Annotated in this window: 22 protein-coding genes; 8 read left to right on the top strand and 14 right to left on the bottom strand. The window is 74.6% G+C overall.

What is annotated here, in order from left to right:
• The first annotated feature begins 152 nt into the window (after positions 1–152).
• Positions 153–830 (top strand): spore germination protein GerW family protein, encoded by a 678-nt coding sequence (locus ACFT5B_RS08215; protein ID WP_386797504.1) that lies wholly within the window; start codon positions 153–155, stop codon positions 828–830.
• Positions 831–832: 2 nt separating this feature from the next.
• On the opposite strand, the gene ACFT5B_RS08220 is transcribed toward ACFT5B_RS08215, so the two are convergent.
• The 6 genes from ACFT5B_RS08220 to ACFT5B_RS08245 all read right to left on the bottom strand — a co-directional run bounded on the left by ACFT5B_RS08220 (position 833) and on the right by ACFT5B_RS08245 (position 5,401).
• Positions 833–1,567 (bottom strand): SseB family protein, encoded by a 735-nt coding sequence (locus ACFT5B_RS08220; protein ID WP_386797505.1) that lies wholly within the window; start codon positions 1,565–1,567, stop codon positions 833–835.
• Positions 1,564–2,295: a bifunctional 1-(5-phosphoribosyl)-5-((5-phosphoribosylamino)methylideneamino)imidazole-4-carboxamide isomerase/phosphoribosylanthranilate isomerase PriA gene (gene priA / locus ACFT5B_RS08225; protein ID WP_386797506.1), complete on the bottom strand. Its 732-nt coding sequence runs from the start codon at positions 2,293–2,295 to the stop codon at positions 1,564–1,566. The genes ACFT5B_RS08220 and priA overlap by 4 nt, the downstream gene beginning before the upstream one ends.
• A gap of 91 nt (positions 2,296–2,386) precedes the next feature.
• Positions 2,387–3,064: an imidazole glycerol phosphate synthase subunit HisH gene (gene hisH / locus ACFT5B_RS08230; RefSeq protein WP_386797507.1), complete on the bottom strand. Its 678-nt coding sequence runs from the start codon at positions 3,062–3,064 to the stop codon at positions 2,387–2,389.
• Positions 3,061–3,558: a hypothetical protein gene (locus ACFT5B_RS08235; RefSeq protein ID WP_386797508.1), complete on the bottom strand. Its 498-nt coding sequence runs from the start codon at positions 3,556–3,558 to the stop codon at positions 3,061–3,063. The genes hisH and ACFT5B_RS08235 overlap by 4 nt, the downstream gene beginning before the upstream one ends.
• Positions 3,555–4,217, bottom strand: a complete 663-nt coding sequence (hisB, locus tag ACFT5B_RS08240) for an imidazoleglycerol-phosphate dehydratase HisB (protein WP_386797509.1) — start codon at positions 4,215–4,217, stop codon at positions 3,555–3,557. The genes ACFT5B_RS08235 and hisB overlap by 4 nt, the downstream gene beginning before the upstream one ends.
• Positions 4,214–5,401 carry a histidinol-phosphate transaminase gene (locus ACFT5B_RS08245; RefSeq protein ID WP_386797549.1) on the bottom strand — a complete coding sequence of 396 codons (1,188 nt, stop codon included), beginning with the start codon at positions 5,399–5,401 and terminating at the stop codon, positions 4,214–4,216. The genes hisB and ACFT5B_RS08245 overlap by 4 nt, the downstream gene beginning before the upstream one ends.
• A gap of 227 nt (positions 5,402–5,628) precedes the next feature.
• On the opposite strand from ACFT5B_RS08245, the gene adhP reads away from it, so the two are divergent.
• The 3 genes from adhP (at position 5,629) to ACFT5B_RS08260 (ending at position 9,819) form a co-directional block, all read left to right on the top strand.
• On the top strand, positions 5,629–6,657 hold the full coding sequence (gene adhP, locus ACFT5B_RS08250; protein WP_386797510.1) for an alcohol dehydrogenase AdhP: 1,029 nt from the start codon (positions 5,629–5,631) through the stop codon (positions 6,655–6,657).
• Between the two features lie 87 nt (positions 6,658–6,744).
• Positions 6,745–8,952 (top strand): RecQ family ATP-dependent DNA helicase, encoded by a 2,208-nt coding sequence (locus ACFT5B_RS08255; protein WP_386797550.1) that lies wholly within the window; start codon positions 6,745–6,747, stop codon positions 8,950–8,952.
• A 108-nt stretch (positions 8,953–9,060) separates the two neighbouring features.
• Positions 9,061–9,819, top strand: a complete 759-nt coding sequence (locus ACFT5B_RS08260) for a helix-turn-helix domain-containing protein (RefSeq protein ID WP_386797551.1) — start codon at positions 9,061–9,063, stop codon at positions 9,817–9,819.
• On the opposite strand, the gene ACFT5B_RS08265 is transcribed toward ACFT5B_RS08260, so the two are convergent.
• From ACFT5B_RS08265 to hisD, 3 genes are all read right to left on the bottom strand, one after another.
• On the bottom strand, positions 9,747–10,151 hold the full coding sequence (locus ACFT5B_RS08265; protein WP_386797511.1) for a VOC family protein: 405 nt from the start codon (positions 10,149–10,151) through the stop codon (positions 9,747–9,749). The genes ACFT5B_RS08260 and ACFT5B_RS08265 overlap by 73 nt on opposite strands.
• Positions 10,152–10,225: 74 nt before the next feature.
• Positions 10,226–10,663 (bottom strand): ubiquinol-cytochrome c reductase iron-sulfur subunit, encoded by a 438-nt coding sequence (locus tag ACFT5B_RS08270; RefSeq protein WP_386797512.1) that lies wholly within the window; start codon positions 10,661–10,663, stop codon positions 10,226–10,228.
• Positions 10,660–12,015, bottom strand: a complete 1,356-nt coding sequence (gene hisD / locus ACFT5B_RS08275) for a histidinol dehydrogenase (protein ID WP_386797513.1) — start codon at positions 12,013–12,015, stop codon at positions 10,660–10,662. The genes ACFT5B_RS08270 and hisD overlap by 4 nt, the downstream gene beginning before the upstream one ends.
• 116 nt (positions 12,016–12,131) lie before the next feature.
• Between hisD and ACFT5B_RS08280 the strand changes: the two genes are divergently transcribed.
• Positions 12,132–12,371, top strand: coding sequence for an RNA-binding S4 domain-containing protein (locus ACFT5B_RS08280; protein ID WP_386797514.1), 240 nt, complete (start codon positions 12,132–12,134; stop codon positions 12,369–12,371).
• 4 nt (positions 12,372–12,375) lie between these two features.
• A complete protein-coding gene (locus tag ACFT5B_RS08285; protein WP_386797515.1) occupies positions 12,376–13,230 on the top strand; it encodes an alpha/beta hydrolase in 855 nt (284 codons plus the stop codon).
• Between the two features lie 16 nt (positions 13,231–13,246).
• On the opposite strand, the gene ACFT5B_RS08290 is transcribed toward ACFT5B_RS08285, so the two are convergent.
• Positions 13,247–13,654 carry a pyridoxamine 5'-phosphate oxidase family protein gene (locus tag ACFT5B_RS08290; RefSeq protein ID WP_386797516.1) on the bottom strand — a complete coding sequence of 136 codons (408 nt, stop codon included), beginning with the start codon at positions 13,652–13,654 and terminating at the stop codon, positions 13,247–13,249.
• An 89-nt stretch (positions 13,655–13,743) separates the two neighbouring features.
• Here ACFT5B_RS08290 and ACFT5B_RS08295 point away from each other — a divergent pair, with 89 nt between their 5' ends.
• Positions 13,744–14,379, top strand: coding sequence for a maleylpyruvate isomerase N-terminal domain-containing protein (locus tag ACFT5B_RS08295; protein ID WP_386797517.1), 636 nt, complete (start codon positions 13,744–13,746; stop codon positions 14,377–14,379).
• Positions 14,380–14,397: 18 nt separating this feature from the next.
• On the opposite strand, the gene dnaE is transcribed toward ACFT5B_RS08295, so the two are convergent.
• Complete coding sequence (dnaE, locus tag ACFT5B_RS08300) at positions 14,398–17,931, bottom strand: DNA polymerase III subunit alpha (RefSeq protein ID WP_386797518.1); 3,534 nt, start codon at positions 17,929–17,931, stop codon at positions 14,398–14,400.
• A gap of 189 nt (positions 17,932–18,120) precedes the next feature.
• On the opposite strand from dnaE, the gene ACFT5B_RS08305 reads away from it, so the two are divergent.
• Positions 18,121–18,915 (top strand): hypothetical protein, encoded by a 795-nt coding sequence (locus tag ACFT5B_RS08305; protein ID WP_386797519.1) that lies wholly within the window; start codon positions 18,121–18,123, stop codon positions 18,913–18,915.
• Between the two features lie 188 nt (positions 18,916–19,103).
• On the opposite strand, the gene ACFT5B_RS08310 is transcribed toward ACFT5B_RS08305, so the two are convergent.
• Genes ACFT5B_RS08310 through ACFT5B_RS08320 form a run of 3 tightly spaced genes read right to left on the bottom strand, consistent with a single transcriptional unit; the run spans position 19,104 to position 21,218 of the window.
• Entirely contained in the window at positions 19,104–19,598 is a 495-nt protein-coding gene (locus ACFT5B_RS08310) for a GNAT family N-acetyltransferase (protein ID WP_386797520.1), read from the bottom strand.
• A 13-nt stretch (positions 19,599–19,611) separates the two neighbouring features.
• Positions 19,612–20,550 (bottom strand): RluA family pseudouridine synthase, encoded by a 939-nt coding sequence (locus ACFT5B_RS08315; RefSeq protein WP_386797521.1) that lies wholly within the window; start codon positions 20,548–20,550, stop codon positions 19,612–19,614.
• Positions 20,551–20,552: 2 nt separating this feature from the next.
• A complete protein-coding gene (locus ACFT5B_RS08320; protein ID WP_386797522.1) occupies positions 20,553–21,218 on the bottom strand; it encodes a signal peptidase II in 666 nt (221 codons plus the stop codon).
• Positions 21,219–21,268 lie beyond the last annotated feature (50 nt).

Here is a 21,268-nt window from a genome sequence, read left to right on the forward strand (position 1 = left end):
GGAGCGTCGTCGCAGCGCCGCCGCGAGCGCGGCGTCGGCGGACGCTACCACGCCGTCCAGCGCCCGCACGGGGTCTCTCAGGATCGACGCGGTGCCGGGCCCGCGGGCGCGTCGGCGCGCCGCCTCGCCCCCGTGCTCGTACCGTGGGCGACATGAGCGACGACGAGCGCGAGTGGACCCCTGATCTCGGCCGCCTCACGCAGGCTGCCGACGACGCCTTCACGGTCGGACGCGTGTTCGGCCAGGCCTACGAGCACCAGGGAACGCTCGTCATCCCGGTGGCCCGGGTGATGGGCGCTGCCGGCACCGGCGCGGGCGGCGGGGCCGGCAACGGCTCGGGCGCCGGCAGCGGCAGCGGCTCGGGCAACGGCACCGGCCGGGGCTCGGGCGGCGGGACCGGGCGCGGGTCCGGGCGCGGAAGCTTCTCGTTCCTGCGGCAGCGATCGTTCTCGGGGAGCCGGCAGCTCGGCGCGGCAGAGCCCACCGGCGAGGAAGGCACCGAGCTCGTACCTCCCTCGCCCGACGACGCCGCCCCCGGGAACGAGAGCGGCGCGAACGGCGATGCCCAGGCCGAGGCGAAGGGCGACCTCCAGGCCGAGGCGCGCGGCGAGGCGACCGGCGAGGCCCGCGGGGACGCACGCGGCGAGGCGGGAGCCGGCGCAGGGGCGTACGGCGTCCGGGTCAAGCCCGTCGGCGTCGTGGTCGTCGAGAACGGCAGCACGCGCTGGATCCCGGTCTTCGACCTCAACCGGACCGTCGTCGGCGGCCAGGCCGTCGCCGCGGTCGCGGCGGTCGCGCTGGCGTGGGCGATCGGGCGCCGTCGGCGCTGACCTCAGGGCCGCGCGGCGCCGATCCGCAGCTCGAGCGAGTCGACGCGTTCCCCCACGACGTCGCTCGCGCCGAGGCGGGCGTTGACCGCGGCGAGCACCGCGTCGAGACCCGCGCGGTCCAGGCCCGGGTCGAGCCGGAGCACGACCGCCACCTCGGCGGTCCGGCCCGGCTCGGCGCCGACGCTCGCGACGTGCTGGAGCGGCGCGACCGCGGACGTCACGGCGTCCACGACCCCGGGGTCGACGACGCCGTCCTCGACCGCCGGGCGCCACTCCTTGCCCTGCGCGAGCGCCCACACGGCCGGCCGCGGGACGAGCACCGTCGCGGGGCCGGCAGGGTCGACGACCAGGAGCGACCAGTCCTCGCTGACCGCGGACAGCGCGGCACGGGGTGCCTCGACGGGCACGGGGCGTGCGTCGGCCCGCCAGGCCGTCATGGTCGCGACGGACGTGAACACCGGGAGCGCGCGGCGGCCGTCGGGTGCCTCGAGCGCGACGACGCCGGCCGACGCCTCCTTGTCGACGTGAAGTCCGTCCTCGGTCTGGTCCAGCTCGCCGAGCTCGGCGAGCACCGGGACCAGCACGCGGGTCTGCGCGAGCCGCGCGACGACCTCGCGGAGCGGCGCCGCACCGGCGGCGTGGGCGGCGAGCAGCCGCGCCAGCTCGGCGTCGGCAGAGCCGTCGTCGCCCGCGAACCCGGACGACGGCGGGAGCGCCCGGCCTCCGGTCGCGCTCACGGACGGCCCGCGACGTCGAGCGCCTGGGGCAGCGTGAACGCGCCCGCGTAGAGGGCCTTGCCGACGATCGCGCCCTCGACCCCGGCGGGGACGAGCGAGCGCAGCGCCTCGAGGTCCTCGAGGCTCGAGATGCCTCCGGACGCGACGACCGGCGACGCCGTGCGGGCCGCCACGTCGCGGAGCAGGTCGAGGTTCGGGCCGCGAAGCGTCCCGTCCTTGGTCACGTCGGTCACGACGTAGCGGGCACAGCCTGCGGCCTCGAGCCGGTCGAGGACCTCCCACAGGTCCCCGCCCTCCTGCGTCCAGCCGCGCGCCGCGAGGGTCGTGCCGCGCACGTCGAGGCCCACGGCGACCCGGTCGCCGTGCTCGGCGATGACGCGGGCGGTCCACTCGGGGTTCTCGAGCGCGGCCGTGCCGAGGTTGACCCGGCGGCAGCCGGTCGCGAGCGCGCGCTCGAGGCTCGCGTCGTCGCGGATGCCGCCCGAGAGCTCGACCTGCACGTCGAGCCGCCCGACGACCTCCGCGAGGAGCTCGGCGTTCGACCCGCGGCCGAACGCGGCGTCGAGGTCGACGAGGTGGACCCACTCGGCCCCGCCGGACTGCCAGTCGAGCGCGGCGGTCAACGGGTCGCCGTACGACGTCTCCGAGCCGGCGGCGCCCTGGACGAGGCGCACGGCCTGGCCGTCGGCGACGTCGACGGCAGGCAGCAGGACGAGGCGATCGGTCATCGGTGGTGCTCCAGGGGATCGGGACCGGCGGGCCGGTCGGGGGCGTGCGACGAGCGGCGTCGTCGGGCGGCCGGGGCCGCCGGTGGGCGGGTCAGCGCAGCGTCGAGACCCAGTTCTCGAGCAGGTGCGCGCCGGCGTCGCCGGACTTCTCGGGGTGGAACTGCGTCGCCGACAGCGGGCCGTTCTCGACCGCCGCGACGAAGCGGCCGCCGTGCGTGGCCCAGGTGACGAGCGGGCGGATCGAGACCCGGGCGAACGGCGAGTCCGCGGGGATGTCGGCTTCGAGCGGGAACTCCTGCGCGGCGTACGAGTGGACGAAGTAGAACCGCTCGTCCTCGACGCCCGCGAACAGGCGCGAGCCCTCGGCCGGCTCGACGGTCGCCCAGCCCATGTGCGGGACCACGGGGGCGTCCAGGCGCCGCACGACGCCGGGCCACTCCCCCATACCGTCGGTCACGACGCCGTGCTCGTCACCCGCGTCGAACAGGATCTGCATGCCGACGCAGATGCCGAGCACGGGGCGGCCGCCCGCGAGCCGGCGCTCGACGACCTCGTCGCCCCGCACCGACCGCAGCCCCGCCATGCACGCGGCGAACGCGCCCACTCCGGGGACGACCAGGCCGTCGGCCTCCTGGGCCGCGGCGCGGTCGCGCGTCAGCTCGACGTCCGCACCGACGCGCTCGAGGGCGCGCACGGCCGAACGGACGTTGCCGAAGCCGTAGTCGAGGACGACGACGCTGGGACGAGCCGCGCCGCTCACGGCGCTCACACTGCCTTCTTCCGGTCGCGCCGGGCCGCGCGTCCGGCCTTCGCCATCATGCGCATGGCCTTGAGCCGCCCGACGCCCACGCTCGTGACGACGTCGGGGAAGCCGTCCATCGTCTCCGTGCCGATCAGGAGGTTGCTGAGCGCCTCGGGCGCTCCGTCGAGGACGAGGCCGGACGCCAGCTCGTCGCCCGCGGCGCCGTCGAGCCACGTGTGCGCGACGATCCGCCCGTCCCGGTGCACGAGCAGCACGGCCGGCAGGCCGGGCGTCGCGCGCGTGAGCGCGGCGGCGACCTGCTCGGGCGCACCCGGGGCGGTGTCCCGGCACCACACGAGGACGCCGACGGCGGACAGCACCGCGTCGACCTCCAGACCCGCGATCGCGCAGATCGCGGCCACGGGCTCGGCCGCGCCGAGCTGGGTCACGACGACGGCGCGCACGGGCTCGGCGGCGGGCGTGACCTCGGGGACCTCGCCCGGCCCCGTCGCGGCGCTCACAGCGCCCCCTTGGTCGAGGGCACGCCGTCGACGCGCGGGTCGAGCGCGACCGCGGCGCGCAGCGCCCGGGCCAGCGCCTTGAACTGCGCCTCCACGATGTGGTGCGGGTCGCGGCCCGCGAGGACGCGCACGTGCAGGCAGATCCCGGCGTGGTGCGCGAGCGACTCGAGGACGTGCCGCGTCAGCGAGCCGGTGAAGTGGCCGCCGATGAGGTGGTACTCCTGTCCTTCCGGCTCGCCCGAGTGCACGAGGTACGGGCGGCCGGACACGTCGACGACCGCGAGCGCGAGGGCCTCGTCGAGCGGGACGGTCGCGTCGCCGAAGCGCGAGATGCCACGCTTGTCGCCGAGCGCCTGGCGCAGCGCCTCTCCGAGCACGATCGCCGTGTCCTCGACGGTGTGGTGCGCGTCGATGTGGGTGTCGCCCGTCGACCGCACGGTCAGGTCGAAGACCGCGTGCTTGCCGAGCGCCGTGAGCATGTGGTCGAAGAACGGCACGGTCGTCGAGACGTCCGTGCGGCCGGAGCCGTCGAGGTCCAGCTCGACGACGACGCTCGACTCGCTCGTGGCGCGCTCGACGCGGGCGGTGCGGTGCCCCGGCTGCGCCTGGTCGCCGGCGCCCGGGGTCCCGGTCGCTGCGCCGGTGGTCGGTGCGCTCATCGTGCCTCCTCCAGACCGGCCACCCGCACGAGGGCGGCCTTGAACGTCTCCATCTCCTGCGGCGTGCCGACGGACACGCGCAGCCAGCCCTCGGGCCCGACCTCGCGGATCAGCACGCCCTCGTCGAGCAACCCCTGCCAGACCGCGTGCCGATCGGCGAAGCGCCCGAACAGCACGAAGTTCGAGTCCGAGTCGGCGACCTCGAGCGGGCGGCCGTCCAGCAGCTGCCCGCGGAGCCACTCGGCCGTCGCGTCGCGTTCGGCGCGCAGCGAACCGACCTGGGCCATGAGCTCGTCCGCGTGCTCGAGGGCCGCGCGGGCGACCGCCTGCGTGACGGCGGACAGGTGGTACGGCAGCCGGACGACGCGCAACGCGTCCACGAGCGCGCGGGACGCCGCGAGGTAGCCGACGCGTGCCCCCGCCATCCCGAACGCCTTCGACATGGTGCGGGCCACCGCGAGGTTCGGGCGGTCCGCCAGCAGCTCGAGCGCGCTCGGCACGCCCCGTCGCCGGAACTCGCCGTACGCCTCGTCGACGACGACGACGGGCGACCCGCCGGACCCGTCGACCTCCACGCGGTCCGCGGCGTCGAGCACGGCCTCGACGGTCGACAGGGGCAGTGCCGTGCCGGTGGGGTTGTTGGGGCTCGCGAGCAGGACGACGGCGGGCCGGACCTCGGCGACCGTCGCCGCGGCACGCTCGGGGTCGAGGGTGAAGTCCTCCTCGCGCCGGCCCGCGACCCAGCCCGTCATCGCGTCGCGCGCGTACTCCGGGTACATGGAGTACGTGGGCGCGAAGGACAGGACCGACCGCCCGGGGCCGCCGAACGCCTGGAGCAGCTGCAGCATGATCTCGTTGGAGCCGTTGGCCGCCCAGAGCTGCTCCGGCTCGAGCCGCACGCCGGACTCGACCGCGAGGTAGTCCGCCAGGTCGGAGCGCAGGTCGAGGAACTCGCGGTCCGGGTACCGGTTGAGGCCGTGCGCGGCCTCGGTGACCCGGCGGGCGATGCTCGCGACCACGCCGTCCGACGGCGGGTACGGGTTCTCGTTGACGTTGAGCAGCACCGGCACGTCGAGCTGAGGCGCGCCGTACGGGACCTCGTCGGCGAGGTCCGCGCGCAGCGGGAGACGCCCCCCGCCCGCGCGCGCGTCGTCGTGGTGCCGGGCGCCGGAGGCGGACGGCACGGACGACGGCGCAGGCAGGGTCGGAGTCACGGGCACAGTCTACGGAGGACGCCCGGGGCACCGACGTGACGTCCGGCACGCGGGCACCTGACCTGCACCGTATGCCGGGATTACGCCGCGCGGCGCGGGGGCACCGATGCCACCGTTGAAGCAGGCCGCCGGACGGACCGGGGGCCGCGGAGACAAGGCCCCCCGACACACGGGAGGGCCGACCCCAGGAGGTCGACGTGTCCACCATGCGTGCCGCCGTCGTGCACGGCTTCACCGACCCGCTCTCGATAGACGACGTCGAGGTGCCCGCCCCTGGGCCTTTCGAGGCGCTCGTCAGGGTCGACTACACCGGCGTGTGCCACACCGACCTGCACGCGGCGCACGGTGACTGGCCCGTCAAGCCCACCCCTCCCTTCGTGCCCGGGCACGAGGGCGTCGGGACGGTCGTGGCGGTCGGGGACTCGGTGACGCGGGTCGCGGTGGGCGACACGGTCGGCAACGCGTGGCTGTGGTCGGCGTGCGGCGAGTGCGAGTACTGCGAGACGGGCTGGGAGACCCTCTGCCCGAACCAGAAGAACGGCGGCTACTCGGTCGACGGCTCGTTCGGGCAGTACATGCTCGTCGACTCGCGCTACTGCCCGGTCATCCCGGACGGGGTCGACCTGTCCGCCGTCGGGCCGATCCTGTGCGCGGGGGTCACCGTCTACAAGGGCCTCAAGGTCACCGACACCCAGCCCGGTGAGTGGGTCCTGATCTCCGGCATCGGCGGCCTCGGGCACATCGCCGTCCAGTACGCCGTGGCGATGGGTCGCCGCGTCGCGGCCGTCGACGTCGCCGACGACAAGCTCGAGCTCGCGCGCAAGCACGGCGCCGAGGTCACGGTGAACGCCGCGACGTCGCCCGACGCCGCGGCGGAGCTCCAGGAGAAGACGGGCGGGGGCGTGCACGGGGCGCTCGTGACCGCGGTCAACGCGCACGCGTTCCCGCAGGCCGTCGGCGCGCTGCGCCGCGGCGGGACCGTGTCGCTCGTCGGCCTGCCGCCGGACCAGTTCCCGCTCGACATCTTCACGACCGTCCTGTTCGGACTGACGGTCCGCGGGTCGATCGTCGGCACGCGCAAGGACATGAGCGAGGCGATCGACTTCTTCGCCCGCGGGCTGATCCACCCGACGTACACCGTCCGCCCGCTCGAGGACGTCAACGCGATCTTCACGGAGATGGAGAACGGCGGCATCGACGGGCGCGTCGTGATGGACATGTCCTGACCGTCGGCCGCCGTCGCCGTCCGCACCCCGGGGCTGTGGACGGCGACGGCCGCGTCGGGGGCCCACCGTAGAGTCGACCGGGTGAACGTGCCGACGACGGACCCGACCTCCGACGCCCCGACCGCCCTCCGGGCGGCGCCCACCGACCGCGCCGCGCTGCGCGAGGAGGCCGAGGGTGTCCTGCGTGCGCTGGTCGGGCGCGAGGACGTCGCGCTGCGTGAGGACCAGTGGCGCGCCGTCGAGGCGCTCGTGGCCGACGCGCGGCGTGCGCTGGTCGTGCAGCGCACCGGCTGGGGCAAGTCCGCCGTGTACTTCGTGGCGACCGCACTCCTGCGCGCCCGCGGAGCCGGGCCGACGGTGCTCGTCTCCCCCCTGCTCGCGCTCATGCGAGACCAGGTCGCCGCGGCGCAGCGCGCGGGGATCCGTGCCGTGACGATCAACTCGTCGAATGTCACCGAGTGGGACCAGATCCACGCCGCCATCGCCGCGAGCGAGGTCGACGTCCTGCTCTGCTCGCCCGAGCGGCTCAACAACCCCGCATTCCGTGACGACGTCCTGCCCCGGCTCGCCGCGGACGCCGGCCTGGTCGTCGTCGACGAGGCGCACTGCGTCTCCGACTGGGGACACGACTTCCGGCCCGACTACCGCAGGATCCGGACGCTGCTCGCCGACCTGCCCGCCGGGATCCCCGTCCTGGCCACGACCGCGACGGCCAACGCACGCGTGGTCGCCGACGTCGCCGAGCAGCTCGGCGTCCGGGCCGAGGGCACCACGGTCCACGGGGCGGGCTCCGACGTGCTCGTGCTGCGCGGCGCGCTCGACCGGGCGTCGCTCCACCTCGCCGTCGTCGACCTGCCCGACCCGTCGACGCGGCTCGCCTGGCTCGCCGAGGTGCTGCAGGACGCCCCGGGCTCCGGGATCGTCTACTGCCTGACGGTGTCGCAGGCCGAGCAGGTCGCGAGCCAGCTCCGCGCGACGGGGCTCGCCGTCGCCGCGTACACGGGCCAGACGGACCCCGCCGAGCGCGAGGCGCTCGAGGCCGACCTCAAGGAGAACCGCGTCACGGCGCTCGTGGCGACGAGCGCGCTCGGGATGGGCTTCGACAAGCCCGACCTGGCGTTCGTCATCCACCTCGGCGCGCCCTCGTCGCCCATCGCCTACTACCAGCAGGTCGGGCGCGCGGGCCGCGGGGTCGAGCGGGCCGTCGTCGTGCTGCTGCCCGGCACCGAGGACCAGCGCATCTGGGAGTACTTCGACTCGCTCGGGTTCCCGCCCGAGCCCAAGGTGCGCGTCGTGCTCGACGTGCTCGGCTCGGTGCCGGACGGGCGCCCCATGTCGGTCGCGCAGCTCGAGACGCACGTCGACCTCAAGCGCTCCCGGCTCGAGCAGATGCTCAAGGTCCTCGACGTCGACGGCGCCGTCCGCCGGGTCACCGGCGGCTGGGTCGCGACGGGCGTGCCGTGGGAGTACGACGCCGCCCGGTACGCCCGCGTGGCCGAGACCCGCGCGGACGAGCAGCGGGCCATGCTCGACTACGAGCGCACCGCAGGCTGTCGCATGGCGTTCCTGCGCGAGGTCCTCGACGATCCCGAGCTCGAGCCCGGTTGGCGGTGCGGGCGCTGCGACCGATGCAGCGGCGTCGAGCTTCCGGGCGCTCCCGATCCCGACGCGGTTGCGGAGGCGCGGCACGACCTCGACCGGCCCGGCGTCGAGGTCGTCGCGCGGAGGCAGTGGCCGAGCGGGCTCGACACGCTCGGCCTCGACCTGCGCGGACGGATCGACCCCGACGAGCGCGCCGAGACGGGACGCGCCGTGGCACGCCTCGACGGACTCGGCTGGTCCGGGCCGCTGCGCGACCTGTTCGCGCCCGGCGCGCCCGACGGCGAGACGCCGGTGCCGCTGCGCACGGCCGCGGTGCGCGTGCTCGACGACTGGCTCGGTCCCGAGGGCGTCGGGACGGTGGACTGCGTCGTCGGGGTGCGGTCGGCGACCCGGCCGCTGCTCGTCTCCCACCTGGCCGGCGGGCTCGCGCGCTACCTCGGTGTGCCGGTCGCCGGGTCGGTCGGCCCGGTCGCGGGCCGCGAGGAGCCGACGAGCCACGACGTGAACTCCGCCGCGCGACTGGCCGCGGTGGTCCGGCGCCTCGGCGCCGACGACGGGCTCGACGTCACCGGCAAGCGGGTCCTGCTCGTCGACGACCGCACCGACTCCGGCTGGACGCTCACCGTCGTGGCCCGGGCACTCCGACGCGCCGGGGCCACCGAGGTGCTGCCGTTCGTCCTGGCCGTGGGCTGAGTCGCCGTGGCCCGGCCGGAGAGCGACTCGGGCGGGGCTAGCGGCCCTGCCTCGCCCGACGCCGACGGGGTCGGGTATACCGAGGTCGCTTCCACCGTGCCAGGGGCGGTGCTGTGGTGGTCACGCTCGGGACCCGCGCCGAGCACGACACGCGTCCTGCCGGACGGGTGCGTCGACCTGCTCTGGAACGGGACACACCTTCAGGTCGCCGGACCCGACGTCGTGGCCTTCACCACCGGTACCGCGCCCGACGCGCTGGTCGCCGGGCTGCGGTTCGCCCCGGGGACGGGCCCCGGCGTCCTCGGCCTGAGGGGGGACGAGGTGGTGGGCCGGCGGGTCCCGCTCGACGCTGCGCTCCCGGGCCGTCGGGTCGCTCGCTGGGAGGACGAGATCGAGGCCGCGGGCCAGGGCCGGGGCGCAGGGGCGGCGGCGCTCGTCGCCGGCCTCGAACGGGTCGGCCGTGCCCTCGCGGACGAGGCGCCACCGCCCGACGGGCTCGTGCTCGCGCTGGTGGCGGCGATCCGCGCGGGTCTCGGCGTCGGCGCGTCGTCCCGAGCTCTGGGCGTGAGCGCCCGGACCCTCCACCGCCGGGCCCTGCCCGCGCTCGGCTACGGTCCCGCGACGCTGGGGCGCGTGCTGCGCCTCCAGCGGGCGGTCGGGCTCGCGCGCGACGGACTCCCCTGGGCCGACGTCGCCGTGCAAGCCGGGTTCGCCGACCAGGCCCACCTCGCGCGCGACGTCCACGCGCTCGCCGGGGTCCCGCCGACGACGCTCGTGCCGTCGAAGCGCACCGCTCAGGGCTGGGAGCCGGGCAGCCAGGCGAACAGGTCGACGGGGTTGCCGTCCGGGTCGAGGACCGTCGCGTAGCGCTGGCCCCAGGGCGCGTCCCAGGGCTCGTGCGCGCTGCGGTGGCCCGCCGCCACGAGGGCGTCGTGCGTCGCGTCGACCTCCGCCGCGTCGACGCACAGGAACGCCAGGCCGATCCGCGCCGAGCCGGTGGGCTCGGTCCAGTCCGGGGTGAACGAACGGACGAGCTCGACGCTGTCCCAGGCGACGCGGAGGCCCCCGGGCAACGTCGTCTCGACGTGATCGTCGGGGCCCGCTGGCTCGGGCAGATCGAGCCCGAGCCGTCGGTAGAACGCGAGGGACGCAGCGAGATCGTGGGTCACGAGGCCGACGAGGTTCAGTACGGGTGTCATGCGTCCGACGGTAGGTCGGGCGGGCGTGGCACGTCTTGAAGGATTCGGACAGCCCCTGACGCGGCGGCCCGGCGTCAGCCGCCGACGACGACCTGGCCGTCCTGCACGGCGGCCTTCAGCTCCTGGAGGGGCTTCTTCGCGGGACCGTGCGTGACCTTGCCCTCGAGGTCGAACGTCGAGCCGTGGCACGGGCACTCGAGGTCACCCCGTCCCGGCACGACGCCGCAGCCCATGTGGGTGCAGATCGCCGAGAGCACGTGCACCTGGCCGGCCGCGGGCTGGGTCACGAGGATCTGCGCGCCACCGGGCAGCGTCGCGGCGACCGCCCCGCCGACCGGCACGTCGGAGAGCTGGGCGACGCTCGCGGCGGTCGCGGGCGGGGTGATCTGCACGTCGCCCGTGCCGCCGGGGCTGCACGCCGCGAGCACGACGGCCGTCGCGCCCGCACCCGCGCCCGCGAGGACGGCGCGGCGCGACACCCCGCCGCAGCAGGTTCCGGCCGGCTCGGTCATGCGTGCGCCTCGTCGGTCGTCGCGGCGGCCTCGAAGCGTGCGCGGACAGCCTCGCCGTGCGCGGGCAGGTCCTCGGCGTCGGCCACCGCCACGATCCGGTCGGCCAGCTCCCCGAGCGCGTCGCGCGAGTACTCGACGACGTGCACCGCGCGCACGAAGCTGTGCACCCCGAGCCCGGACGACGAGTGCGCGGAGCCGCCCGTGGGCAGCACGTGGTTGGACCCGGCCATGTAGTCGCCGAGCGACACGGGCGCGTACGGGCCGACGAAGATCGCGCCCGCGCTCCGCACCCGGTCGGCGAGCGCCACGGCGTCGGCCGTCTGGATCTCGAGGTGCTCGGCACCGTACGCGTCGACGACCTCGAGGCCCTGCTCGAGGTCGTCCACGAGGACGACCGCGGACTGCGAGCCCTCGAGGGCCTCGGCCACGCGCTCGGCGTGCTTGGTGGCCCCCGCCCGGACCGCCACGCGGGCCTCGACCGCGTCCGCGAGCGCCTCGCTCGGCGTCACGAGGACGGCGGCGGCCATGGGGTCGTGCTCGGCCTGGCTGACGAGGTCGGCGGCGACGTGGTCGGCGTCGGCCGTGTCGTCGGCGAGGACGGCGATCTCGGTGGGGCCGGCCTCCGCGTCGATGCCGACGACGCCGCGCACGAGGCGCTTGGCCGCGGCCACGTAGACGTTCCCTGGGCCCGTCACCACGTCGACCGGCTCGCACAGCACGTCGCCGTCCTGCGGCTCGGTGCCGCGGGCACCGTAGGCGAGCATGGCGACGGCCTGGGCCCCGCCGACGGCGTAGACCTCGTCGACGCCGAGGAGCGCGCACGCCGCGAGGACGGTCGGGTGCGGGAGGCCGTCGTTCTCGCGCTGGGGCGGCGAGGTCACGACGAGCTCGCCGACGCCGGCCTCCTGCGCTGCGACGGCGTTCATGACGACCGTCGACGGGTAGACCGCGAGGCCGCCGGGCACGTAGAGGCCCACGCGCCGCACGGGGATCCACCGCTGGCGGACGCGCGCGCCGTCGGCGAGCTCGACCGTGTGCTCGACGGGCCGCTGCGCGGCGTGGACGGCGCGGACACGGCGGATCGCCTCCTCGAGCCCGGCGCGGACGTCGGCGTCGAGCCCGGCGAGCGCGTCGGCGAGCGCCGCCGCGGGGACTCGCAGATGCTCCGGCCTCACCCCGTCGAACCGCTCGGCGAGGTCGCGCAGCGCGGCCGCACCGTGCTCGCGCACCCGCGCGATGATCGGCGCCACACGCTCGGCGGCGTCCTCGACGCGCACCTCGGCACGCGGCAGGGCGTCGGTCAGCTCGCGGCGGGACAGCGTGCGGCCCCTCAGGTCGATGCGCTGGATCACGTCTCGAGCATAGTGCGGCGGACCTGGGCGTCCGCCGGGTGTCCACGGGTGCGGGCGTCCGCCGCGCCGCGGGAGCGCGACGGCGCCGGACCCCCGTCGTGCGGGAGGATAGGGGCGTGAGCGACCCGACCCCCGACGCCCCGCGCGTGCCCATCGCCGACGACGAGATCCGCCTCGGCCAGTTCCTCAAGCTCGCCGACCTCGCCGAGTCCGGCTCCGAGGCCCGTGAGCTCATCGCCGAGGGCGAGGTGCGCGTCAACGGCGAGGTCGACGTGCGCCGCGGCCGCCGGCTCGTCCGCGGGGACGTCGTCGTCGTGGCGACACCGCAGGGCGAGCTGTCCGCCGTCGTCGGCTGAGGCGATGGGCGGCGGGCGCGCGACGACCCCGCGGCGCCGGACGCGGCGCGCCCTGGCGTTCGGCCTCGCCGCCCTCGTGCTCGTCGTCGGCCTCGTGGTCGGCGGCGCGTGGGTGTTCCAGCGGCACTTCGTCTACCACCCGGACACGCGCACCCCGCCGCCGGCCGCCGAGGTGATCCCCGGGGCGAGCGACGTCGTCCTCTCCACCGCCGACGGGCTCACCCTGACGGCATGGTGGGTGCCGCCGTCAGGCACGGCCCGCGACCAGGCCGTGCTCGTCGCGCCGGGGAACGCCGGCAACCGCGAGGGCCGTGCCCGGTTCGCCGCACTGCTCGCCGAGCGTGGCTTCGCCGTGCTGCTGCTCGACTACCGCGGGTTCGGTGGCAACCCGGGGCGGCCGACGGAGCAGGGGCTCGCGCTCGACGTGCACGCCGGCCAGGCGGCGCTCGTCGCACGCGGCTACCCGCCCGGACGCACCCTCTACTTCGGGGAGTCGCTCGGGACGGGCGTCGTCGCGCGGCTGCAGTCCGACGTGCCGCCGGCCGGGGTCGTGCTGCGCTCGCCCTTCACCTCGCTCGTCGACGCCGCGTCCCACCAGGTGCCGCTGCTCCCGGTCGGCGTCCTGCTGCGCGACCGGTTCCCCGTCGCGGAGCTGCTGGAGCACAGCGACGTGCCCGTGACGGTCGTCTACGGCACGCGCGACGGGGTGGTGCCGCCGGCGCAGAGCGCTGAGGTCGCGCGGGCGGCGCGGCGGCTCGTCGAGACCGTCGTGATCGACGGCGCGGGGCACAACGACCCCGTCATGTCGGGCCCGACGGTGGTGGACGCCGTCGTGCGGCTCGCCGACCGCGTGCGCTGAGGGGCCCGCGAGGCCCTCAGCCGGCCATGTAGGCCGAGCTCATCACCTTGTCCACGGTGATCCGGAGCACCACGCGGTCCGGGTTGGGCTCGAGCGGACGGTACCGGCGCGCGTAGCGCGCGACGGCGTCGACGATCTCCACGAGGTCCGTGACGATCTCCGCCGTCCCCTCGAGCGTGATCCAGCGCCCGCCCTCGACCTGGCACACCGACGCGCGCGCGGGCGCACCGTCCGGCCCGCGGCGTCCCGCGTTCCGTGCCTTGACCGAGCGCCGGTTGGTCGTGACCCGGACGACGCCGGTGTCGTCGTCCCACGTGAACGCGACGGGCACGACGTGCGGCGAGCCGTCCTCGCGCAGCGTCGTCAGGGTCGCGAGGTGCCGCTCCGTCACGAAGACGCGCTGCTCGGGGTTGAGGTGGACCACGAGGCCCCACTCTACGAGCGCGCGGTCGTCCGGCGGACCCGACGCCGGGCGTCACCCCGTCGTGCGCCCGGCCGGTTACCGTTCGAACCGTGCGTACACCGGACCGATCGTTCCTCGCCGCCGCCGACGTCGCTCTCGACCTGCTCGCCGACCCTGCCGTGGAAGCCCGCTGGGCCGCCGACAGCGTGCTCGAGCGGATGACGGTGGGGATGCTGGCCTGTCACCTCGGGCGGCAGCTGGTCAGAGCAGCCGAGATCCTGCCCGTCCCAGCGAACGCAGCACCTCTCGACGCGCCCGAGGAGCACTACCGCCGCGCGGCCTGGGTCCGTGCGCCGTCCCTCGACGACCCCGCGAACGACCGGAGCACCGACGCGGCCGAGGCCGAGGCGGGCCCGGGACCGATGCTCGACCGCTGCCGTGGGGCGCGGCGGGAGGTCGGGCAGCTGCTCGAGGCCGGCGGCGCCCAGGACGTCGTGACGATCCCCTGGCAGGGTTGGAGCCTGCGGCGCGAGGACTTCCTGCTGACCCGTCTCGTGGAGGTCGTGGTGCACAGCGACGACCTCGCTCGCAGCGTCGGCGTAGCCACGCCCGAGTTCCCTCGTGACGTCGCCGGGCCGGTGCTGCACCTGCTCGTGGAACTGTCCGCCGAGCGGCACGGGCAGGCTGCCATCGTCAGTGCTCTCGCCCGGCGCGAGCGTATGCCCGACACGATCAGCGCGTTCTGACGCCCCGCCCCGGCGGGGTCAGACCAGGCAGCTCGGGCCCAGCAGCGCCTTGAGGTCCCCGAAGAGCGCCGGGGTCCGCTCGACGCGGAGCGTGTCCTCGAGCCGCATGACGGTCGCGCGGCCGGGCTCCGTCAGCTTGAGGTGCACCTCGGACGCGCCCGGGTGGGTGCGCAGGATCTCGCGCAGCCGCTCCACGACGGGCTGGGTGCAGCGGACCGACGGCAGGCTCACGGTCACCGGACCGTCGGGCGACGCCGAGACGTCCGGCAGCGACACCTCCATCGCCTGGAGCTGCATGGCGTCGTCTCGGCGACGCACCCGGCCGCGCAGCGTCACGACCGTGTCCTCCGCGAGGATCGTCGAGTACGCGAGGTACGTCTCCCCGAAGAACATCACCTCGACCGAGCCCTCGAGGTCCTCGACGGCCACGGACGCCCACGGGTTGCCGTTCTTCGACCACCGGTGCTGGACGTTCGTCAGCAGGCCGGCGATCGTCACGACCGAGCCGTCCGCACGCTCCTCGTCGGCCAGGAGCGTCGCGATCGTCGTCTCGGCCGCGCGGGACAGCACGTGCTCGAGGCCCGAGAGCGGGTGGTCGGAGACGTAGAGGCCGAGCATCTCGCGCTCGAACGCGAGACGCTGCTTCTTCTCCCAGTCGGGCAGGTCCGGGACGTCGACGCTGAAGCCGACCGTCGTGCCGTCGTCGTCGGCCGCGAAGTCGGCGAACAGGTCGAACTGGCCCTCGGCCTCCTTGCGCTTGACGCTGATCACCGAGTCGACGGCCATCTCGTGGACCGCGAGCAGCGCCCGGCGGGTGTGACCGAGCGAGTCGAACGCGCCCGCCTTGATGAGGGACTCGATGGTCCGCTTGTTGCAGACGACCGCCGGCACCTTGTCGAGGAAGTCGGTGAACGAGGTGAACTCGCCCTTCTCCTCGCGGGTCGCCGTGATGGCGTCCACGACGTTCGCGCCCACGTTCCGGACCGCCGTCAGGCCGAACCGGATGTCGGCGCCCACCGCCGTGAAGTTCGCGGACGACGAGTTGACGTCCGGCGGGAGCACCGTGATGCCCATGCGGCGGCACTCCGACAGGTACAGCGCCGACTTGTCCTTGTCGTCGCGCACGCTCGTCAGGAGCGCCGCCATGTACTCCGTCGGGTAGTTCGCCTTCATGTAGGCGGTCCAGTACGACACCAGCCCGTAGCCCGCGGAGTGGGCCTTGTTGAAGGCGTAGCCCGCGAACGGGACGAGCGTGTCCCACACCGCCTGGATGGCGCCGTCGGAGTACCCGCGCTCGCGCATGCCCGTCTGGAACGGCACGAACTCCTTGTCGAGGATCTCCTTCTTCTTCTTGCCCATCGCACGGCGCAGCAGGTCGGCCTGGCCGAGGGAGTACCCGGCCAGGATCTGCGCCGCACGCTGCACCTGCTCCTGGTAGACGATCAGGCCGTACGTCTCGTCGAGCACCTCGGCGAGCGGCTTCTCCAGCTCGGGGTGGATCGGCGTGATCTCCTGCAGCTTGTTCTTGCGCAGCGCGTAGTTCGTGTGCGAGTTCATGCCCATCGGGCCCGGCCGGTACAGCGCGATGACAGCGGAGATGTCCTCGAAGTTGTCGGGTCGCATCTGGCGCAGGAGCGCGCGCATCGGGCCGCCGTCGAGCTGGAACACGCCCAGCGTGTCGCCGCGCGTCAGGAGCGCGTACGCGGCCTCGTCGTCGAGCGGGACCGACTCGATCTCCACCGGCTCCTTGCCGTTCGCGACGATGTTGCCGAGCGCGTCGTCGAGGATCGTGAGGTTCCGCAGCCCGAGGAAGTCCATCTTGATCAGCCCGAGCGTCTCCGACGTCGGGTAGTCGAACTGCGTGATGATCGCGCCGTCCTGGGGCCGGCGCATCGTCGGGATGACGTCCGTGAGCGGCACGCTCGACATGATCAGCGCGCACGCGTGCACGCCCCACTGCCGCTTCAGGCCCTCGATGCCGCGCGCGAGCTCCACGACGCGCTGCGCCTCCGGGTCGGCGTTGTGGAGCTGGCGGAACTGCTCCGCCTCCGCGTAGCGCGGGTCCTGCGGGTTGAAGATCCCGCCCAGCGAGATGTCCTTGCCCATGACGGCCGGTGGCATCGCCTTGGTGAGCTTCTCCCCCATCGCGAACGGGAAGCCCAGGAGGCGCGAGGAGTCCTTGAGCGCCTGCTTCGCCTTGATGGTGCCGTAGGTGACGACCTGGGAGACCCGGTCGTCGCCGTACTTGTCCGTCACGTACTTGATGACCTCACCGCGTCGGCGCTCGTCGAAGTCGACGTCGACGTCGGGCATCGACACGCGCTCCGGGTTGAGGAAGCGCTCGAAGATCAGCCCGTGCTGCAGCGGGTCCAGCTCGGTGATGCCCATGACGTACGACGCCATCGACCCCGCCGCCGAACCACGGCCCGGCCCGACCCGGATGCCCTGCGACTTGGCCCAGTTGATGAAGTCCGCCACCACGAGGAAGTACCCCGGGAAGCCCATCTGGAGGATGACCTCGGTCTCGTACTCCGCCTGCTTGCGCGACGCCTCGGGCACGCCGTCCGGGTAGCGGCGGTGCAGACCCGCCTCGACCTCCTTGACGAACCAGCTCGTCTCGTCCTCGCCCTCGGGCACCGGGAAGCGCGGCATGTAGTTGGCCGACGTGTTGAACGTGACGTCGCACTGCTCCGCCAGGCGCAGCGTGTTGTCGCACGCCTCCGGGAGCTCCGCCCACACGCGGCGCATCTCCTCCGCCGACTTCACGTAGTAGCCGTCGCCGTCGAACTTGAACCGGTCCGGGTCGTCCAGCGTCGAGCCCGAGTTGATCGCCAGGAGCGCCTCCTGCGACGTCGCGTCCTCCTGACGCACGTAGTGCAGGTCGTTCGTCGCCAGCAGCGGCGCACCAATCGTCTCCGCGAGCCGCAGCAGGTCCTTGATCACCCGGCGCTCGATGTCCAGCCCGTGGTCCATGAGCTCGACGTAGAAGTAGTCCTTGCCGTAGATGTCCTGCAGCTCGCCCGCCACGCGGACGGCCTCGTCCCACTGGCCCAGGCGCAGCCGGGTCTGGATCTCCCCCGACGGGCACCCCGTCGACGCCGCCATCCCGCCCGCGTACGTCTCCAGCAGCTCACGGTCCATGCGCGGCCACTTGCCCATCTGCCCCTCGAGCGACGCCAACGAGCTCGCGCGCAGCAGGTTGTGCAGACCCTCGTTGGTCCGCGCCCACATCGTCATGTGCGTGTACGCGCCGCGCGCCGACACGTCGTCCGACTCCTGGCCCTGCTGACCGAACCGCACCCGCGTCTGGTCGAACCGGCTCGTGCCCGGGGTGATGTACGCCTCGACGCCAAGGATCGGCTTGATCCCGTGCGCGCGCGCCTTGCTCCAGAAGTCGAACGCCCCGAACAGATAGCCGTGGTCCGTGATCGCGATGGACTTCTGGCCGAGGCGTTCCACCTCCGAAAACAACGAGTCGAGGCGGGCCGCGCCGTCGAGCATCGAGTACTCGGTGTGGACGTGCAGGTGGGCGAAGTCTTCCCCGGTCGGCATGGGTCGAGTCTAGGTGTGGGTGCCGACATCGCTCGTCACCTCGGGCGATACGGTGCGGTGTTGGCGCGCGGCCTACCGCCCCCTTCGTCGCCCCGCGCCGACACTCGGCGAGCGCCGTCCGCGGACCTGCGCGCGGCCGGCGCTCCCGGGCGGGGGGGCTTCGTCGGGAGGCGCTGAGAGGATCGTCACATGAGCTCTCCTCGGCACCCATCCGTCGCCTCGCTCGTCGCCGAGGCCGAGGCCCCAGGCACGACGACGGCGCGGCTCGCCGAGCTCGCTCGGCACCCGTCCGCGATGGTGCGGCAGACGGTCGCGGAGCACCCGGCGCTCGACGACGCCACCGTGCTGCTCCTCGCGCGCGACGCGAAGGAGCTAGTCCGTGGCACCGCCGCGTCCAACGCCTGGCGCCGGCCCGGCGTGGAAGCGAAGCTGGCCGCCTCGGAGCACCGCTGGGTGCGCGCGGTCCTCGCGCACACCTACGCCCGCGACCCCGGGCGGTCGCTGCGGCGCGAGACGCAGCACGTGCTCGCGCACGACTCGTTCCGGGAGGTCCGCGTCCGGACCGCCGAGACGACGTCGTGGCGCGACCTGTTCGACCTGCTGCTCGCCGACGCCGAACCGTTCGTGCGGAGCGCGTGCGCCGGGAATCCTCGGGCCACGCGTGACGACGTCGAGCGCCTGCTGGGCGACCGCTCGGCAACGGTACGGACCGCCGCCGCGGATCGCGCGCCGAACCTCCGCTTCCCCGACCGGGAGCAGACGATCCGGGCCGCTCGCGACCGGTCGCGCTTCGTGCGGTCGGTCGCGCTGGACCGCGGCGTGGCGTGGCCCGAGGTGACCCGCCTGCTCGTCGACGACCCCGACGAGCTGGTCCGTCGGGCCGCTCGCGAGGTCGTCGAGGGCGGCCCGGACGTCGCGGCGCGGGTCGAGCGGTTCCGGCGCGCCGAGGGGCTGCGGCCGGCGCAACCGACGTTCGACGGCTGAGGCGTCCGACGCGCCACCGCGCGCGCTCGGCTCAGCGCGTCGTGTGGGCGCGGCCGTTCGCGTGGACGGTCCGGCCCGTGGCGTGACGCGCGCCTTCCCTCGACGTCGCGCGGTGCCACACACATCACTGCGATGCCGCGGGGGCGGAGTCGCCGCCCTGGCGAGCGCCCGGGGCCGCGCGGCAGGCGTCAGCGGTCGAGCAGCGTCTTCGCGGCGTCCCGGTGCTCGATGCCTGCGTCCAGGTAGACCGGTCCCTCGACCACGTAGCCGACGCGCTCGTAGAAGCCCGCGGCCTGCACCTGAGCGCTCAGGACGACCTTGCAGCGACCGGCGTCGGCGTGCTCGGCGAGGGCCACGGCCTCGAGCTCGCGCATGAGCAGAGCGCCGAGCCCCGTCCCGCGCCAGGCGGCGTCGACCGCGACCCGGCCGACGTGCACCTCGCCGGGGTGCGCGGGGTCGGTGAGCAGCCGGCCCGTCGCGACGACGGCGCCGTCGTGGTCGCGCAGGACCAGGTGGGTGGTGGTCGGGTCGGTGTCGAGCGCGTCGACTTCCTCGTCGGCCGGCACCCCCTGCTCCTCGACGAACACGCGGATGCGCAGCGCCTGCGCCTCCGCGAGCTGCGCCGGGGACCGGACCCGCTCGACCGTCACGTGCTGGGCCGCGGGCCCCTCGGGCATCTTCATGCGTGTTCCTCCGTCAGCGGCCTGCGTCGGCGCCGCGCACGACCTCGAGCGCGTGCTGCAGGTCGTCAGGGTAGTCGCTCGTGACCTCGAGCCACTCGCCCGTGCCGGGGTGCTCGAACCCGAGCCGGACGGCGTGCAGCCACTGGCGCGAGAGCCCGACGCGCGCGGCGAGGCGCGGGTCGGCCCCGTAGGTGAGGTCGCCGACGAGCGGATGCCGCACCGCCTGGAAGTGCACGCGGATCTGGTGGGTGCGACCGGTCTCGAGATGGACCTCGACGAGCGACGCCGACGGCACCATCTCGAGGACCTCGTAGTGCGTGACCGACGGCTTGCCGTCCGCGGTCACCGCGAACTTGTAGTCGGCGCCCGGGTGCCGGCCGATCGGCGCGTCGATCGTGCCCGTGGTCGGCTCGGGGTGGCCCTGGGCGAGCGCGTGGTACACCTTCTCCACCGTGCGCTCCTTGAACGCCCGCTTGAGCAGCGTGTACGCGCGCTCGCTCTTCGCGACGACCATGAGCCCGCTCGTGCCGACGTCGAGCCGGTGCACGATGCCCTGCCGCTCGGCCGCGCCCGACGTCGAGATCCGGTACCCGGCCGCGGCCAGCGCCCCGACGACGGTCGGGCCGGTCCAGCCCGGCGACGGGTGGGCCGCGACGCCGACGGGCTTGTCCACGACCACGACGTCGTCGTCCTCGTAGGCGATCCGCATGCCCGGGACGGGCTCGGCGACGACCGCCACCTCGTCCCGGTCCTCGTCGGGCAGCTCGACGTCCAGCCACGCGCCCGCGCGCAGGCGGTCCGACTTGCCGAGCGGGGCGCCGTCCTGCAGGACGCCGCCCGCTTCCGCGGCCTCCGCCGCGCGCGTGCGCGACAGGCCGAGCATGCGCGCGAGGGCCGCGTCGACGCGCTCGCCGGCCAGCTTGTCCGGGACGGGGAAGCTGCGGCTGGCCACGCTCAGCGCCCCTCGGTGCTCTCGGCGCCCGGCTCCTCGTGGCGCGGGGCGGGTGCGGCCTCGTCCGAGATCGGCTTGCCGTCCATGCCGATGCCTCGGAGCGCCAGCAGCGCGATGAGCACGGCCGCGACCACGATCGCGATGTCAGCGACGTTGCCGACGAACCAGTCGCCGTAGCCGATGAAGTCGACGACGTAGCCGCGCGCGACGCCGGGGGCCCGGAGCAGACGGTCGGCGAGGTTCCCGACGGCGCCGCCGAGCAGGAGCCCGAGCGCCACGGCCCAACCGGTGGACCGCAGCCGGCGCAGCGACCGGACGATGAAGACCACCACGACCACGATGATGATGGTGAGCAGCCACGTCATGCCGGTCGCGATCGACAGCGCCGCACCCGGGTTGTAGACGAGCCGCAGGTGGAAGAACCCGCCCGGGACGTCGATCACCTTGCCGTCGCGCAGCGCGTGCTGCGCCCATGCCTTGGTCACCTGGTCGAGGAGCAGGACGACCGCGGCGATCGCCGCGAGGAGGATCACGAGGCGGCGGCTGGGCCGGGTCGGGCCCGCGTGCTCCGCGGTGTGCGCAGCGGCGGTCCCGTCGTGCGGATCGGGGGCGGGCACGTGCTCGGGCTCGCGGTCGTCGGAGGTGGACCGCTCGGGTGGCATGCTCATCGCCGCACAGTGTCTCACGCAGGACGCGGCGCCCACCGCAGTGCTGCGGT

Source organism: Luteimicrobium sp. NPDC057192 (genome assembly GCF_042670205.1).
Classification (GTDB): Bacteria; Actinomycetota; Actinomycetes; order Actinomycetales; family Cellulomonadaceae; genus Luteimicrobium.

What these genes read in the sequence shown, in the direction of transcription:
- ACFT5B_RS08285 (WP_386797515.1), top strand. Translation starts at nt 12,376, where the DNA reads ATGGGCGGCGGGCGCGCGACGACCCCGCGGCGCCGGACGCGGCGCGCC.
- priA (WP_386797506.1), bottom strand. Translation starts at nt 2,295, where the DNA reads ATGACCGATCGCCTCGTCCTGCTGCCTGCCGTCGACGTCGCCGACGGC.
- dnaE (WP_386797518.1), bottom strand. Translation starts at nt 17,931, where the DNA reads ATGCCGACCGGGGAAGACTTCGCCCACCTGCACGTCCACACCGAGTAC.
- ACFT5B_RS08305 (WP_386797519.1), top strand. Translation starts at nt 18,121, where the DNA reads ATGAGCTCTCCTCGGCACCCATCCGTCGCCTCGCTCGTCGCCGAGGCC.
- ACFT5B_RS08265 (WP_386797511.1), bottom strand. Translation starts at nt 10,151, where the DNA reads ATGACACCCGTACTGAACCTCGTCGGCCTCGTGACCCACGATCTCGCT.
- ACFT5B_RS08310 (WP_386797520.1), bottom strand. Translation starts at nt 19,598, where the DNA reads ATGAAGATGCCCGAGGGGCCCGCGGCCCAGCACGTGACGGTCGAGCGG.
- ACFT5B_RS08270 (WP_386797512.1), bottom strand. Translation starts at nt 10,663, where the DNA reads ATGACCGAGCCGGCCGGAACCTGCTGCGGCGGGGTGTCGCGCCGCGCC.
- ACFT5B_RS08320 (WP_386797522.1), bottom strand. Translation starts at nt 21,218, where the DNA reads ATGAGCATGCCACCCGAGCGGTCCACCTCCGACGACCGCGAGCCCGAG.
- hisB (WP_386797509.1), bottom strand. Translation starts at nt 4,217, where the DNA reads ATGAGCGCACCGACCACCGGCGCAGCGACCGGGACCCCGGGCGCCGGC.
- ACFT5B_RS08215 (WP_386797504.1), top strand. Translation starts at nt 153, where the DNA reads ATGAGCGACGACGAGCGCGAGTGGACCCCTGATCTCGGCCGCCTCACG.